Source organism: Superficieibacter sp. BNK-5, assembly GCF_047456055.1.
Taxonomy (GTDB): domain Bacteria; phylum Pseudomonadota; class Gammaproteobacteria; order Enterobacterales; family Enterobacteriaceae; genus Superficieibacter.
In genome coordinates, this window is sequence record NZ_CP179893.1 from 1,785,433 (window position 1) to 1,798,880 (window position 13,448).

12 protein-coding genes are annotated in these 13,448 nt (G+C 54.5%); 10 read left to right on the forward strand and 2 right to left on the reverse strand.

The window, feature by feature from the left end; all coding sequences use genetic code 11:
- Positions 1-2,130 (reverse strand): intracellular growth attenuator family protein, encoded by a 2,130-nt coding sequence (locus tag ACMGGS_RS08505; RefSeq protein ID WP_414165758.1) that lies wholly within the window; start codon positions 2,128-2,130, stop codon positions 1-3.
- Positions 2,131-2,432: 302 nt separating this feature from the next.
- Here ACMGGS_RS08505 and nudE point away from each other — a divergent pair, with 302 nt between their 5' ends.
- Positions 2,433-2,993 carry an ADP compounds hydrolase NudE gene (nudE, locus tag ACMGGS_RS08510; RefSeq protein WP_176917771.1) on the forward strand — a complete coding sequence of 187 codons (561 nt, stop codon included), beginning with the start codon at positions 2,433-2,435 and terminating at the stop codon, positions 2,991-2,993.
- Positions 2,994-3,170: 177 nt separating this feature from the next.
- Here nudE and mrcA read toward each other — a convergent pair whose 3' ends face one another.
- Positions 3,171-5,723 carry a peptidoglycan glycosyltransferase/peptidoglycan DD-transpeptidase MrcA gene (gene mrcA / locus ACMGGS_RS08515; protein WP_414165759.1) on the reverse strand — a complete coding sequence of 851 codons (2,553 nt, stop codon included), beginning with the start codon at positions 5,721-5,723 and terminating at the stop codon, positions 3,171-3,173.
- 119 nt (positions 5,724-5,842) lie between these two features.
- Between mrcA and ACMGGS_RS08520 the strand changes: the two genes are divergently transcribed.
- From ACMGGS_RS08520 to dam, 9 genes are all read left to right on the forward strand, one after another.
- Positions 5,843-6,634 carry a pilus assembly protein gene (locus ACMGGS_RS08520; RefSeq protein WP_414165760.1) on the forward strand — a complete coding sequence of 264 codons (792 nt, stop codon included), beginning with the start codon at positions 5,843-5,845 and terminating at the stop codon, positions 6,632-6,634.
- Between the two features lie 2 nt (positions 6,635-6,636).
- Positions 6,637-7,176, forward strand: a complete 540-nt coding sequence (locus ACMGGS_RS08525) for a PilN domain-containing protein (RefSeq protein WP_414165761.1) — start codon at positions 6,637-6,639, stop codon at positions 7,174-7,176.
- Positions 7,157-7,627 carry a hypothetical protein gene (locus tag ACMGGS_RS08530; protein WP_414165762.1) on the forward strand — a complete coding sequence of 157 codons (471 nt, stop codon included), beginning with the start codon at positions 7,157-7,159 and terminating at the stop codon, positions 7,625-7,627. The genes ACMGGS_RS08525 and ACMGGS_RS08530 overlap by 20 nt, the downstream gene beginning before the upstream one ends.
- Positions 7,617-8,021 carry a HofP DNA utilization family protein gene (locus ACMGGS_RS08535; RefSeq protein WP_414165763.1) on the forward strand — a complete coding sequence of 135 codons (405 nt, stop codon included), beginning with the start codon at positions 7,617-7,619 and terminating at the stop codon, positions 8,019-8,021. Before ACMGGS_RS08530 ends, ACMGGS_RS08535 begins: the two co-directional genes overlap by 11 nt.
- Positions 7,933-9,171, forward strand: a complete 1,239-nt coding sequence (gene hofQ / locus ACMGGS_RS08540; RefSeq protein WP_414165764.1) for a DNA uptake porin HofQ — start codon at positions 7,933-7,935, stop codon at positions 9,169-9,171. The genes ACMGGS_RS08535 and hofQ overlap by 89 nt, the downstream gene beginning before the upstream one ends.
- Positions 9,172-9,463: 292 nt before the next feature.
- On the forward strand, positions 9,464-9,985 hold the full coding sequence (aroK, locus tag ACMGGS_RS08545) for a shikimate kinase AroK (RefSeq protein ID WP_103677226.1): 522 nt from the start codon (positions 9,464-9,466) through the stop codon (positions 9,983-9,985).
- Between the two features lie 55 nt (positions 9,986-10,040).
- A complete protein-coding gene (aroB, locus tag ACMGGS_RS08550) occupies positions 10,041-11,129 on the forward strand; it encodes a 3-dehydroquinate synthase (RefSeq protein ID WP_414165765.1) in 1,089 nt (362 codons plus the stop codon).
- Between the two features lie 93 nt (positions 11,130-11,222).
- Positions 11,223-12,521 (forward strand): cell division protein DamX, encoded by a 1,299-nt coding sequence (damX, locus tag ACMGGS_RS08555; protein ID WP_414165766.1) that lies wholly within the window; start codon positions 11,223-11,225, stop codon positions 12,519-12,521.
- Positions 12,522-12,594: 73 nt separating this feature from the next.
- Positions 12,595-13,434 (forward strand): adenine-specific DNA-methyltransferase, encoded by an 840-nt coding sequence (dam, locus tag ACMGGS_RS08560; RefSeq protein WP_414165767.1) that lies wholly within the window; start codon positions 12,595-12,597, stop codon positions 13,432-13,434.
- The last annotated feature ends 14 nt before the right edge of the window (positions 13,435-13,448 follow it).

The window sequence follows — 13,448 nt, forward strand, 5'->3', positions numbered from 1 at the left end:
TCAGGGGAGCTTATCCGGCGAGGGGATCAATACCGGGTTCAGGCAGCTGTCATAATAGTCGTGGATCTTTGCCAGACGGCTGCGGTTACGCTGATAGCGGCGAATGGCCTGCACACCGTTGTAAACCGCGCAGACGATCATCGCCAGCATCAGCAGCGTCGTTGCCAGGTAGCGCCATAGCCCTGCGCGGTCAGGCATACGATGGAGGCTGATATGCTGAGTGCCGTTCGCATCAGTATAAATTTTCGTGACGATGCCTTCAGCCGTAAACGGCGTGTGCATCAGCATTTCTGCCAGACGCTGAAACTCTTCCCACTGTTCATGCGCCGGATAGTCATACAGCGTCACCGGCGGATAAGGTTGATTCACCAGATCGCTGCCTTCGTCGCTGGAAATCAGAAAACCACCGGGGGCCGGGCTGTTGAGCGCCTGGGCCGCGCGCGAGGTTTCACGCGTCACGAACGGCGCGGCGGTGGTCGTCACCATATTTTCCAGCGATTCTGCGCTGACCGGACGTAGCAGAACATTAACACCATCCAGCCTGCCTGCGCTGGCGCGTTTGGTGAGTGTTTCCCAGTCTTTAGTATTACCGAGATTCACCAGCGCGTTTTTCAGCCTGACGCATTCGTCCGCCGCTGCACAGAGTTGCTGCGTTTTCAGCACGATATCCGCAAAGTCATCCAGCAATACCATGCCTGATTTTTGGATTGCCGAGCGCAGCGCCGGGCTGACGCGCGTGATTTCATCGGGGCCTGGATGCAATTGTTGGTTCATCGCCTGCATCAGTGCGGTCGCATTATTGACGGTTTCCGATTCCGGCAACGGCAGCGGAGGCGCATCATTCCAGACGATTTGTGAACAATCAAACGGCATGAAAGGCGAGCTGGTGCGGGAACCCCAGTTTCCGTTTGGGTGAATATTACACATGCCGCTGCCCTGAATACGCAACGTATCACCGGTACGCACGCTTTTTTCAGCCAGTTGTTTAACGCTGGTGGCCTCAACGGTTTGTGCGCCCTTGAGCCAGGAAAGGGTAAATTTAAACGGCATCTCTAACGGTACGGTCGCATATAGCATAATCACTACCAGCAATGCACCTGCCGCAATCACCGTGCTACGCAGCCAGTGCTGGAGCGGGAAGTTTTTGACCTCATCATGCAGTGATAAAAAACGTCCCTGACGCACCACGTGACGGTCGAGATAGATATCAATATTGGTTTGCTGACCTAAATCCTGAGTGATCCACGGCTGCCAGTGACGTGGATAGATGAGATCGATAATGCCTAGCGAGATATTATTTATCTGCTCAAGATTATTTTCGCCAAAAAGTCCCCAGCGTTTAGGTGTGCCACGAAGACAATGGATTTCACGGCGCATACTCTTCATCGGTGGCGCAAAAAGTCCCCATAGCCCGGCGGCCAGCAACAGGATTGCACCACCTGTCAGCCACGGCAAAAAAACGTCGGGGGCGATGAGACAGAAAAACATAAATAGAAAAGAGGCGACAATCAGTAATGCTTCGCGCAGTCCATCCGGGCGACTCAGGGCGTATTCTTCGCGCGTTTGCTGGCGAATATTGAGCAGTTCGATCTGCTCGCTTTCTTCACCACGAATAGACGTTTCAGTGGATGCCGGGCGCTCCAGTGCGTAACCGTGTGCCTCCTGCATATACTCGTTTAAGGTATGACCATTCAATGAAATCACCAGCGGCAACGAACTGGTGTAAATCAACTCAACGCTATTTTCATCATTAATATACTGTTCCCAGAACGGGGGCAGATGGACTTCGACTGAATCAAGAAAATAGCGCCATTTATTCGGATCGTCCGTGGTGATGCCATAGCGTGTAATGGAGCGCGTCACGGCCATGACGGTAGAACTTTGCGCATTCAGGCTTAGCGAGACCGGCGGCGCGCTGGCACCGGATACGGGTAACTGCTGGATGCGGCTAAGGCTATCCAGATAATTTTCAACGGCACTCTGTTCTTCCGCCGTCAGCTTACGCGTCGTGGCGCTGGCGAAAGTATGCAGCCAGGGCAAATGATGCCGATGAAATTTATGTCTGAAAAACCATCCTGCAAGCAGCACGCAGGCCAGCACAGCAGCAAAAAAAATTAAAAAGGTGCTCATGCTTTTCCTATCTTACTTTTCTTACAGGTCTTATGAATAATTTACGTAAGGTGGCAGCAGCCCAGCAGGTCTGTTGTGGCGCGCAAGAATTAACCTGTTATTCCGCAACGCGCGATGGTAACAAACTCACTTTAGAGCGTGTATCAGTTTATTCTTAATTACATTTCAACCTCTTGACTTTTGTGGGTAATGTGGGGCAGTTAATGAAGTTGCAAAAATGTAAAGAAATAGCAATATGGATTGCCGAAACCGTGCGGCATGTCGCACAATAATGCCTGTTACCACAGCAAAGACCCGGCCCCATGAGCAAACCATTACAAAAACCCACCATCCTCAACGTTGAAACCGTCGCCAGCTCACGTCTTTTTAACGTTGAAAGTGTCGATCTGGAATTCAGTAACGGCGTGCGTCGTGTCTATGAAAGAATGCGGCCCTCGACGCGAGAGGCGGTAATGATTGTGCCCATCGTCGACGACCATCTGATTTTGATCCGTGAATATGCGGTCGGGACTGAATCTTACGAGCTGGGTTTCTCAAAGGGGCTTATCGATCCCGGTGAAACTATTTTTGAGGCTGGCAACCGTGAACTGAAAGAAGAGGTCGGTTTCGGCGCGAATAATCTGACCTTCCTGAAAAAGCTCAGCATGGCACCGTCCTATTTTTCCAGCAAAATGAATATCCTGGTGGCGGAAGATCTCTATCCGGAATCGCTGGAAGGCGATGAGCCTGAACCGCTGCCGCAGGTTCGCTGGCCGCTGGCGCATCTGATGGATCTGCTGGAGGAGCCGGACTTTAACGAAGCGCGCAACGTCAGCGCACTGTTTCTGGTCCGTGAATGGCTGAAAGGGCAGGGACGGCTGTAGCACCAATCACAACGCTCTCATGCCGCGTTTGGCGTCCTGCCCGGCGGCGCTGCGCTTGCCGGGCCTACGGTAATGCGTAATTTTTTGATATTGCACATGTTGTAGGCCGGGTAAGCGCAGCGCCACCCGGCATGTGATGACATAGAGTCACGCCGCGATACAGCGAGCAGCTATCTGTCAAAACAGTTCGTGCGTCTCGCCGTTATCAATAATCGTCGTACCCACTTCATGCACCGCCTGCTGCGTTGGCTGGGTGCCCTCAATGAAATACTCCGCGCGGCTGTTGCCGCCGTTCGCGAGCTGTCCGGTGCTGCGATCGATATTCACCGTGATAACCCCCGGCGGCGGCGTGAGCGGATCTTCCGGCACGCCATCCAGAATCGACTTCATAAAGGCATCCCAGGCAGGCTGAGCGCTTTTGGCACCACCTTCATAACCGGAAATCTGATCTTTAATCGCGCCCGAAGCGGTGGTCCGGCCTAAATCGCGGCGATGATCGTCAAAGCCAATCCATACTGACGTCACCGCGCCCGGACCGTAGCCGGAGAACCACGCGTCTTTCGAACTGTTGGTGGTGCCGGTTTTACCGCCAATATCGTGGCGTTGTAAATCGCGCCCCGCGCGCCAGCCCGTTCCCATCCAGCCCGGTTCGCCAAAGATATTGGTGTTCAGTGCGCTTTTGATCAAAAAGGCCAGCGGCGTATTGATGACGTGCGGCGCATACTGCTGGCTGCCGGTGCGGGCCACCAGATCCTGATTCGCCTGCTCCAGTTGCGGCATTGGCACCGCCAGGTTTTTTTGCTCCTGCGATGTCGCAACATCTTCAACATCCTGATTTTCCAGCACGTTAGATTTTTGCGTCTCGCCGTAAATCACCGGAATATCACACTCTGCACAGGCGACTTTCGGGTTAGCCGCGAAAATCACCCCGCCCTGGTCGTTTTCAATTTTGGTGATGAAGTAAGGATCGACAAGGAAACCGCCATTCGCCATCACCGCATAGCCGCGCGCAACCTGCATCGGTGTGAAGGAGGCGGAACCCAGCGCCAGTGATTCCGTGTGTACGATGTTCTGTGCCGGAAAACCGAATCGCTGCAAATACTCCGCCGCGTAATCCACGCCCATTGCCCGCATTGCGCGCACCATCACCACGTTTTTCGACTGACCCAGCCCCTGACGCAGACGAATAGGACCGGCATATTCGGCAGGCGAATTTTTCGGACGCCAGTCTGAACCGGCGCCGGCGTCCCAGCGGGAAATCGGCACGTCATTCAGGATACTGGCCAGCGTCAGGCCTTTATCCATCGCCGCGGTATAAAGGAACGGCTTGATGTTCGACCCAACCTGACGTAGCGCCTGCGTGGCGCGGTTAAACTTGCTCTGGTTGAAATCAAAACCGCCGACCAGGGCGAGGATCGCCCCGTCGTGCGGATTAATCGATACCAGTGCCGAGTTGACGTCCGGAACCTGCGCCAGCCACCAGCTATCATTCACCTGACGTACCCACACCTGCTGGCCGGTCTGCACCACATCGGTAACTTTACCCGGCGTGCGGCCCTGCTGGGTATCAGAAATCCATGGACGCGCCCAGCGAACCCCTTCCATACGTAACGAGACCGTCGTCCCGTCGCCCAGCATGGCGGTCGCTTCCTGCGGTGAGGCGGACGTAATGACCGCCGGAGCCAGCGGACCGTATGACGGTAGCGCTTTCAGCGAGTCGGTGATCTTTTTGGTATCCCATGCGGCTTCGCCCACTTTCCACAGCACGTTTGCCGGGCCGCGATAACCGTGACGCATATCGTAATCCAGCACGTTAGTGCGCACGGCATTCTGTGCGGCCTGCTGATTTTTACGGCTGATAGTAGTGTAAACGCGATAACCGTCTTCATAGGCTTTCTCGCCGTAGCGGGTAACCATCTCCTGACGCACCAGTTCCGTCAGATACGGCGCAGAAAAGGCGATCTCCGGGGCGTGATAGTTGGCGTCAATGGTCTCGCTACGCGCCTGAGTAAACTGATCCTGGGTGATATAGCCTTCGCTCAACATACGCGATAATACGACATTACGCCGTGAAGTTGCCCGATCCAGTGAATAAAGCGGGTTAAACGTCGAGGGCGCTTTTGGCAAACCCGCGATGGTCGCCATCTCGCTTAATGTCAGTTGATCGACCGTTTTACCGAAATAAACCTGCGCGGCAGCGCCCACACCATAAGCCCGATAACCCAGATAAATTTTGTTCAGATAGAGTTCGAGGATCTCATCTTTACTCATTAACTGCTCTATGCGGATCGCAAGGAACACTTCCTTGATTTTACGCATCAGGGTGCGTTCCGGACTCAGGAAGAAATTACGCGCTAACTGTTGGGTAATCGTACTGGCACCCTGCGTAGCGTGACCGGAAAAAAGCGCCACGCTGGCGGCACGGAAGATCCCCACCGGATCGACGCCGTGATGCTCGTAGAAGCGGCTATCTTCGGTAGCGATAAAGGCTTTCACCATTTCCGGCGGCATCTGGGCGAGTGTGACCGGGATACGCCGTTTTTCGCCGTACTGCGCCATCAGTTCACCATCGGCGCTGTAGATCTGCATTGGAATTTGCAGGCGCACATCTTTGAGCGTCGCGACATCAGGCAACTGTGGCTCAACAAATTTATAAAGGCCATAAATCGAGCCTGCTCCCAGCAGAATGCAAAAAACTGCAAGGATGAATAAATACTTTACGAACTTCACCGGAGATTTCCCATTTAGTTTGGTCTGGGCAGTTTATAAACAACCGCGCGGTAGTATAAAGGCAAGCCAGATGCATTGATATAGCCGTCATTTGACGGTGGATAAGGAGATCGTTTTTTATGGCATTTCGGCTCTGGCAAACTGGCTTACATATTCAGCAGGATCAGGTAGTTATCATTGCGCTTGAGCATACTCGCGCGCGCTGGTCGCTGCGCCGCTGGTGGCAGATCCCCCTGGTTTCCGGCATCGTGCAGCAGGGGCAAATTGTGCAACTGGAGGCGCTGGTTGATGCATTACGCGACTGGCGACGGGAGCTGCCGATTCAGCACTGTATTCGCATGGCACTGCCTGCCGACAGAACGCTGCAAAAAGTGCTTCCTCGACCGACGCTCGTGCTGCGTGAGCGTGAGCAGGCGAAGTGGATAACACAGTCTATGGCGCAGTCGCTGGATATGGAGCCTGAAGCGCTCTGTTTTGACTATCTTGAGCGTGAGGAGGAAAACCTCTACAGCGTCACCGCCGCCTGGCAGCAAGATGTCGGAAGCCTCTCCCGACTGGCAAAAATGCTGCGGTTAAACCTGACAGCGATTACGCCGGATGCCTGTGCGCTACAACGTTTTCTGCCATGGCTGAGCGCCGAAGAACGGTGCCTCGCCTGGTGTCATGATAATCGATGGCTGTGGGCGACGCGCCATAACTGGGGAAGTTGCAACCTGCATGAGGCGCCTTCTCCTGGTCATCTTGCTAAACACCTGGCCTGTGAGACTGACCAACTGGTGCAGTGTACCTCTCAAGCCATGAGGACCCCGCATCTTGATCCGTGGAGCGCGGTAAGCTTTCAGCAACCGCCGCTGCCCACCTGCGGCGATCGCTTTGCCATTGCACTGGCACTGGCGCTGGGGGAGCGGTAGTCATGTCGACCGTCATCAATTTTTTACCCTGGCGGCAAAGTCGTCGTCAGCAATGCCTGAATTTCTGGGGGCTGTGCTGCGCAGCTTCTGTGCTTAGCGTGGCAGCGGCAGTTCTCGCCCTGCGTGCCGACGCCGGAGCGGCCAGCACGGCGCAGCATCTGTGGCGGCAGACGGACCGCGCGCTGTTCGATGCGCTGGCCCAGCGTCAGGTCCTGTGGAAGGCGCGTCAGGCCGTGCAGGCGCAACACCTGGCGCGTCAGAAACAGCGTGCCGTAACCCAACGATGGCAGCAGACGTTATCCGACCTTGCTTTGCATCTGCCGGAGCAGGCATGGCTCACGCACCTCAACGTTCAGCAAAAGGTACTGACGCTGACGGGTCGCGCGAACACCTTCACGGCGCTAAAAAAAGTAAATGACGCCCTGCAAGCATTACCCGGCTTTCACGCAGGGACGCCGGGTAAAACCGGGCGCGATGAACAGGGGCGCTGGGAGTTTAGCTATCAGCTTATCCGGGAGAGCGATGATGACGTTCAACCCTGAACGCTGGTACGCGCTGTCGTCGGCAGGCCGCGGCCTGTGCTGGCTCCTTTTTACGCTTATGCTGGCGGGCCTGTCCTGGTGGTGCTGGCTTCATCCGCAACGGCTGCAAATGTCGGCTGAAGTGGCCCAACTCTCTCTTCAGCGCCAGCGTCTGACAATGCGCTGGCGCGAGGTTCTGCTGCTGAAAACGCCAGATGACGCGCGGGTCGATGACCACGCAACCTCGTCTCCTTTTTCGCCCCTCGACTTTCAGATTACAGACGCCCGACTGGTGAGCTGGCAGCCTGCGGTGAAGGGCGGCACGCTGGTGCTGGAGAATGCATGGCAGCCTGTGCCGGGCATTTTCGCCCTGCTGGCGCAGCAGAATATGGGGGTCACGGCGTTCACGCTGGAACCTGTCGCCGGGAGGTTACGTTTCACGTTGCAACTGGAACCAAACGATGCGCGCTAAACACGGGATCCTGCTGCTCATCACCCTGCCCATGATCGTTGGCATGCGCGATCCTTTTCAGCCGCCGGAAGATCGCTGCCAGACAGCGCAGCTCGCGCAATGGCGTTATCAGGGAACGATTGATCATCCTCCCAGACGAATTGGCATAGTCCGTGATGCCCAGGGGAAATGGCGGCGGGTGGAAATGGGCAGTCAGTTGCCTGCGGGCTGGCGAGTCATACAACTCACATCACAAACATTAGAAATTGAAACCGGGGCGGGATGCGATCCCGCGCACTGGTCATGGTCACGGAAAGGAGAGCAACATGAAAACAGGGATAAGCATTCTGCTGCTGATGTTAATGCCGGTGGCGTGGGCGCAAAAAACGCAGCCAGTCTCGCTGGTAGTAGATGATGTCCCCGTCGCGCAGGTACTACAGACGCTGGCGGATTTAGAGCAGCAAAACCTTATTATTGCTCCCGATGTCACCGGCACGCTGTCATTGCGTCTGGTTAAGGTTCCCTGGAAGCAGGCGCTACAAACGGTGCTTAACAGCGCCGGTCTGGTTTTGCGCCAGGAGGGAACGGTGATGCACGTACATTCGCAGTCCTGGCAAACGGCGCGGCTTGCGCAGCAGGAAGCGGATCGTCTCAGACAGCAGCAGAACCTGCCTCTCACCGGACAGAGTATTACGCTGCAATATGCCGATGCAGACGAACTGGCGAAAGCCGGGGCAAAACTTCTTAGCTCACGAGGAACGATGACCGTTGATAAACGGATGAACCGGCTATTATTGCGTGATGATAAAGCGAATCTGGAAGTGCTTCAGCGCTGGGTCGCGGAAATGGATTTGCCGGTCGGTCAGGTCGAGCTGGCCGCGCATATTGTCACTATCAATGAAAAAAGCCTGCGTGAACTGGGCGTAAAATGGAGTCTGGCTGACGCCACGCAACCCCCCGGCGCAGGTAAAATCACCACGCTCAGCAGCGATTTATCCGTCAGTTCGGCGTCCACCCGCGCCGGGTTTAACATCGGGCGGATCAACGGACGGTTGCTGGAGCTGGAGCTTTCGGCACTGGAGCAACAGCAGCAACTGGATATTATTGCCAGTCCGCGTCTTCTGGCCTCGCATCTTCAGCCTGCCAGCATCAAGCAGGGGAGCGAGATCCCCTATCAGGTCTCCAGTGGTGAGAGCGGCGCGACCTCGGTGGAATTTAAGGAAGCCGTGCTGGGGATGGAGGTCACGCCAACGGTACTGCAACAGGGCAGGATCCGCCTTAAGCTGCGTATCAGTCAGGATATGCCGGGTCAGGTCCTGCAACAGGCAGACGGGGAAGTACTGACGATTGATAAACAGGAAATTGAAACGCAGGTAGAAGTGAAAAGTGGAGAAACGCTGGCGTTAGGCGGCATTTTCTCACAAAAAAATAAATCGGCCCGCGATAGCATCCCGCTACTTGGCGACATTCCCTGGGTAGGGCAACTTTTTCGTCACGATGGAAAAGACAATGAGCGTCGTGAACTGGTAGTATTCATCACTCCACGTCTGGTTCCCGGAGCCTGAACGCCGTTTTTGGTGATGGCGCTTTGTGTTAAATCCGCGTCAGGCGTTTGACGTGAGGAAGGATTTAGCATACAAGGAGTACCGATTTGAGAGTCAGTCTCGCGGCTTAAGTAGAAGTGATGATTTCCTGGACAGGGTAATTTATTCAGTTGCCAAACCCGTCAGAGTATTGAGATAATTTTTAGTCTGACTCTCGCTCTATCGCATAAGAGGTTTCAGTTCATTTCCTGCACCGCTGGAAGTCTGCAAAGCAGGTTTATCATTAACGAATAGTCTTAGTAGTACCGAAAAAATGGCAGAGAAACGCAATATCTTTCTGGTTGGGCCTATGGGTGCCGGCAAAAGCACTATTGGGCGTCAGTTAGCTCAACAGCTTAATATGGAATTTTACGACTCAGACCAGGAGATCGAGAAACGCACTGGTGCTGATGTAGGTTGGGTCTTCGATGTTGAAGGTGAAGAAGGTTTCCGCGATCGCGAAGAAAAAGTCATCAATGAATTGACGGAAAAACAGGGCATTGTGCTGGCAACCGGCGGCGGCTCTGTAAAATCACGTGAAACGCGCAATCGGCTCTCCGCTCGCGGGGTTGTGGTGTATCTTGAAACGACAATCGAAAAGCAACTCGCCCGTACACAGCGTGACAAAAAGCGTCCCCTGTTACAGGTAGAAACGCCGCCGCGTGAAGTCCTGGAAGCCCTGGCGAATGAACGTAATCCGCTGTACGAAGAGATTGCTGATGTCACCATTCGCACTGATGATCAGAGCGCTAAAGTAGTCGCAAACCAGATTATTCATATGCTGGAAAGCAACTGATTCTGGCTAAATACACAGGCCAGCGAGTATAAGCAACTAAGGTAGACGTCGCGTTATGGAGAGGCTTACTGTTACTCTCGGGGAACGTAGTTACCCGATTACCATCGCGGCTGGTTTGTTTAACGATCCAGCTTCCTTCTTGCCGCTTAAGTCAGGCGATCAGGTTATGCTGGTCACCAATGAGACGCTGGCTCCGCTCTGGCTGGACAAAGTAAGTTCGGTCCTGCAACAGACGGGTGTAAAAGTCGATAGCGTGATCCTTCCCGACGGCGAGCAGTATAAAAGCCTCGCGGTGATGGACACGGTATTTACTGCGCTATTGCAAAAACCGCACGGTCGCGATACGACGCTGGTCGCCCTTGGCGGCGGTGTTGTAGGCGATCTCACCGGTTTTGCCGCCGCCAGCTATCAGCGTGGTGTGCGTTTTATTCAGGTTCCTACCACGTTACTGTCGCAGGTTGACTCTTCTGTTGGAGGCAAAACGGCGGTAAATCATCCTCTCGGCAAAAATATGATTGGCGCGTTCTGGCAACCCGCTTCTGTGGTTGTCGATCTCGACTGTCTGAAAACCCTGCCGACGCGTGAACTCTCTTCCGGGCTGGCTGAAGTCATTAAATACGGCATCATTCTTGATGGCGACTTTTTCGGCTGGCTGGAAAATAATATTGATGCTCTGCTGGCGCTGGACGAAAAAGCGATGGCGTACTGCATTCGCCGCTGTTGCGAAATCAAAGCAGAGGTTGTCGCTGCTGACGAGCGTGAGACAGGATTGCGTGCGTTGCTCAATCTTGGACACACATTTGGTCATGCTATCGAAGCCGAGATGGGTTACGGTAACTGGCTGCATGGTGAAGCGGTTTCCGCAGGCATGGTGATGGCTGCAAAAACGGCAGAACGTCTGGGACAGTTTGCAGCGCAGGAAACGCAGCGTATTATCACTCTGCTGGAGCGTGCAGGTCTGCCAGTCCACGGACCGCAAGAGATGTCTGCCGACGCGTATTTGCCGCATATGCTGCGAGACAAAAAAGTGCTTGCGGGCGAGATGCGTCTGGTATTGCCGCTCGGCATTGGCAAGAGTGAAGTTCGCGGCGGCGTAGGGCATGATATCGTACTGAGTGCCATTGCTGATTGTCAGCGGGTGTAACAAATAAGAAGTGTCTGCCACGTTTTTACGTGGCGTTTTAACGTCGGGCAATGTGCAATCGTAGTGGGCATAAGCCTTTTAGTGGGGTGTTAAATGGATGAATTCAAACCAGAAGACGAGCTGAAACCCGATCCCAGCGATCGTCGTACTGGTCGTTCTCGGCAAGCTTCCGATCGCGATAACGATCCGCAGATCAATTTTGACGACGTAGAGCTGGATGCCGATGAACCGCGTTCTACGCGTGCAACGCGCAGAACGCGTGAAGAAGAAGAGTATGAGGCAGAGGACGAGGCTTTTGATGACGAAGAGCCGGTAGAGCGTCGCCCGCGCAAGCGTAAGAAAGCGCCAGCGCGAAAACCTGCTTCTCGTCAGTACATTATGATGGGGGTTGGTATTGTGGTGCTACTGCTGCTGATTGCTGGCATTGGTTCCGCTCTAAAATCGCCGTCGAAGAATGAGCCGTTCACTACCGCAGAGAAAGACATCTCGCTCTCTGGCGATCAGCAAAACGCGACTCAGCCTGCTGCAAACCAAACGGCAAATACTGCTTCACAGGATGTCTCTTTACCGCCGATTTCCTCTACACCAACGGAAGGGCAGCCTACGGCCGCGCCTGAAAATCAGCAGCGTGTTGAGGTTCAGGGCGATCTGAATAATGCGCTGACGCAGCAACAGGGCCAGGTTGATAGCGCGGTGAATTCAACCCTGCCGACGGAGCCTGCGACCGTTGCCGCTGTGCGTAATGGCAATGCTCCACGTCAGGCCACTACTGGCGAGACAACTGAACGTCATAACGCAACCACGCGCCCTGAACGTAAGCAGGCGGTCATTGAGCCGAAACCGCAAAGTAAGCCGCAGCAAACGGCAAAACAAACGGTTACCGAGCCAAAACCGGTTGCTCAGCCTAAACGCACTGAAACCACCACTGCACCGGTGAAAGCGCCAGCGGCAACCACGACTGCACCGAAGGCGACTGCCACGACGACTGCGCCAGCCGCCACTGCACCGGCAGCAAAAGCGCCGACTGCAACCGCGTCTACGCCAGCCGCCACGACCGCTGCTCCGGCTGCGAGTGCCCCTGCCGCCACGACAGAGGCAAAATCTGCAGGTAATGTGGGTTCGCTGAAGTCTGCGCCGTCCAACCACTACACCTTGCAGCTCAGCAGTTCTTCCAGCTACGACAACCTGAACGGTTGGGCGAAGAAAGAAAACCTGAAAAATTACGTGGTATATCAGACTACCCGTAACGGGCAGCCCTGGTATGTGCTGGTTAGCGGTGTTTATGCTTCGAAAGACGATGCTAAACGTGCCGTGACCGGACTGCCTGCTGATGTACAGGCGAAAAACCCGTGGGCAAAACCACTGCATCAGGTTCAGGCCGATCTGAAGTAATGGTTGGGCATAGACAAAGCGCAGTATGCTGTCGGAGCGTTCTCCACAGCCGGAGAAAATGTAATCAGCCAGCATGAAAAAGAATCGCGCTTTTCTGAAATGGGCAGGGGGGAAGTTCTCCCTGCTCGACGATATCAAAAAGCATTTGCCGCACGGCGAGTGCCTGATTGAACCCTTTGTGGGTGCCGGGTCGGTGTTTTTAAACACCGACTTTTCTCGTTATATCCTTGCGGATATCAACAGCGACCTGATAAGCCTTTACAACATCGTTAAATCGCAAACCGGCGAGTATGTGGCGGCTTCACGCGAGATGTTCACGCCTGCCACCAACGTGGCGGAGCAGTATTATCAGTTTCGGGAAGAATTTAATCAGTGCCACGACCCCTTTCGGCGGGCGGTGCTGTTTTTATATCTGAACCGTCATGGCTATAACGGCCTGTGTCGCTATAACCTGCGCGGCGAATTTAACGTCCCCTTTGGCCGCTATAAAAAGCCTTACTTCCCGGAAGCGGAGCTGTATCACTTTGCCGAGAAAGCGCAGAACGCCTTTTTCTTCTGTGAAACCTACGCAGACAGCATGGCGCGGGCGATGAATGGTTCGGTCGTGTATTGCGATCCGCCGTATGCACCGCTTTCCACTACGGCAAATTTTACCGCTTACCATACCAACAGTTTTAGTCTGGAACAGCAGGCCCATCTGGCGCAACTGGCGGAAGGGTTGGTCAGTAATCAGATCCCGGTGCTGATCTCCAACCACGATACGGCGCTGACGCGCGAGTGGTATAAATTAGCGGCCAGGACCAATGTCATTAAAGTACGCCGGAGCATTAGCAGCAACGGCGGAACACGTAAGAAGGTGAACGAACTGCTGGCGCTGTATCATCCAGAGCTCGTTTTGCCCGACATTAAATAAATTTCAAGGAGATG

Excerpts from the sequence above, each read along its gene's own strand:
- nudE (WP_176917771.1), top strand. The coding sequence starts at position 2,433 with ATGAGCAAACCATTACAAAAACCCACCATCCTCAACGTTGAAACCGTC.
- ACMGGS_RS08525 (WP_414165761.1), top strand. The coding sequence starts at position 6,637 with ATGTCGACCGTCATCAATTTTTTACCCTGGCGGCAAAGTCGTCGTCAG.
- aroK (WP_103677226.1), top strand. The coding sequence starts at position 9,464 with ATGGCAGAGAAACGCAATATCTTTCTGGTTGGGCCTATGGGTGCCGGC.
- ACMGGS_RS08520 (WP_414165760.1), top strand. The coding sequence starts at position 5,843 with ATGGCATTTCGGCTCTGGCAAACTGGCTTACATATTCAGCAGGATCAG.
- ACMGGS_RS08535 (WP_414165763.1), top strand. The coding sequence starts at position 7,617 with ATGCGCGCTAAACACGGGATCCTGCTGCTCATCACCCTGCCCATGATC.
- ACMGGS_RS08530 (WP_414165762.1), top strand. The coding sequence starts at position 7,157 with ATGATGACGTTCAACCCTGAACGCTGGTACGCGCTGTCGTCGGCAGGC.
- ACMGGS_RS08505 (WP_414165758.1), bottom strand. The coding sequence starts at position 2,130 with ATGAGCACCTTTTTAATTTTTTTTGCTGCTGTGCTGGCCTGCGTGCTG.
- dam (WP_414165767.1), top strand. The coding sequence starts at position 12,595 with ATGAAAAAGAATCGCGCTTTTCTGAAATGGGCAGGGGGGAAGTTCTCC.
- aroB (WP_414165765.1), top strand. The coding sequence starts at position 10,041 with ATGGAGAGGCTTACTGTTACTCTCGGGGAACGTAGTTACCCGATTACC.
- damX (WP_414165766.1), top strand. The coding sequence starts at position 11,223 with ATGGATGAATTCAAACCAGAAGACGAGCTGAAACCCGATCCCAGCGAT.
- hofQ (WP_414165764.1), top strand. The coding sequence starts at position 7,933 with ATGAAAACAGGGATAAGCATTCTGCTGCTGATGTTAATGCCGGTGGCG.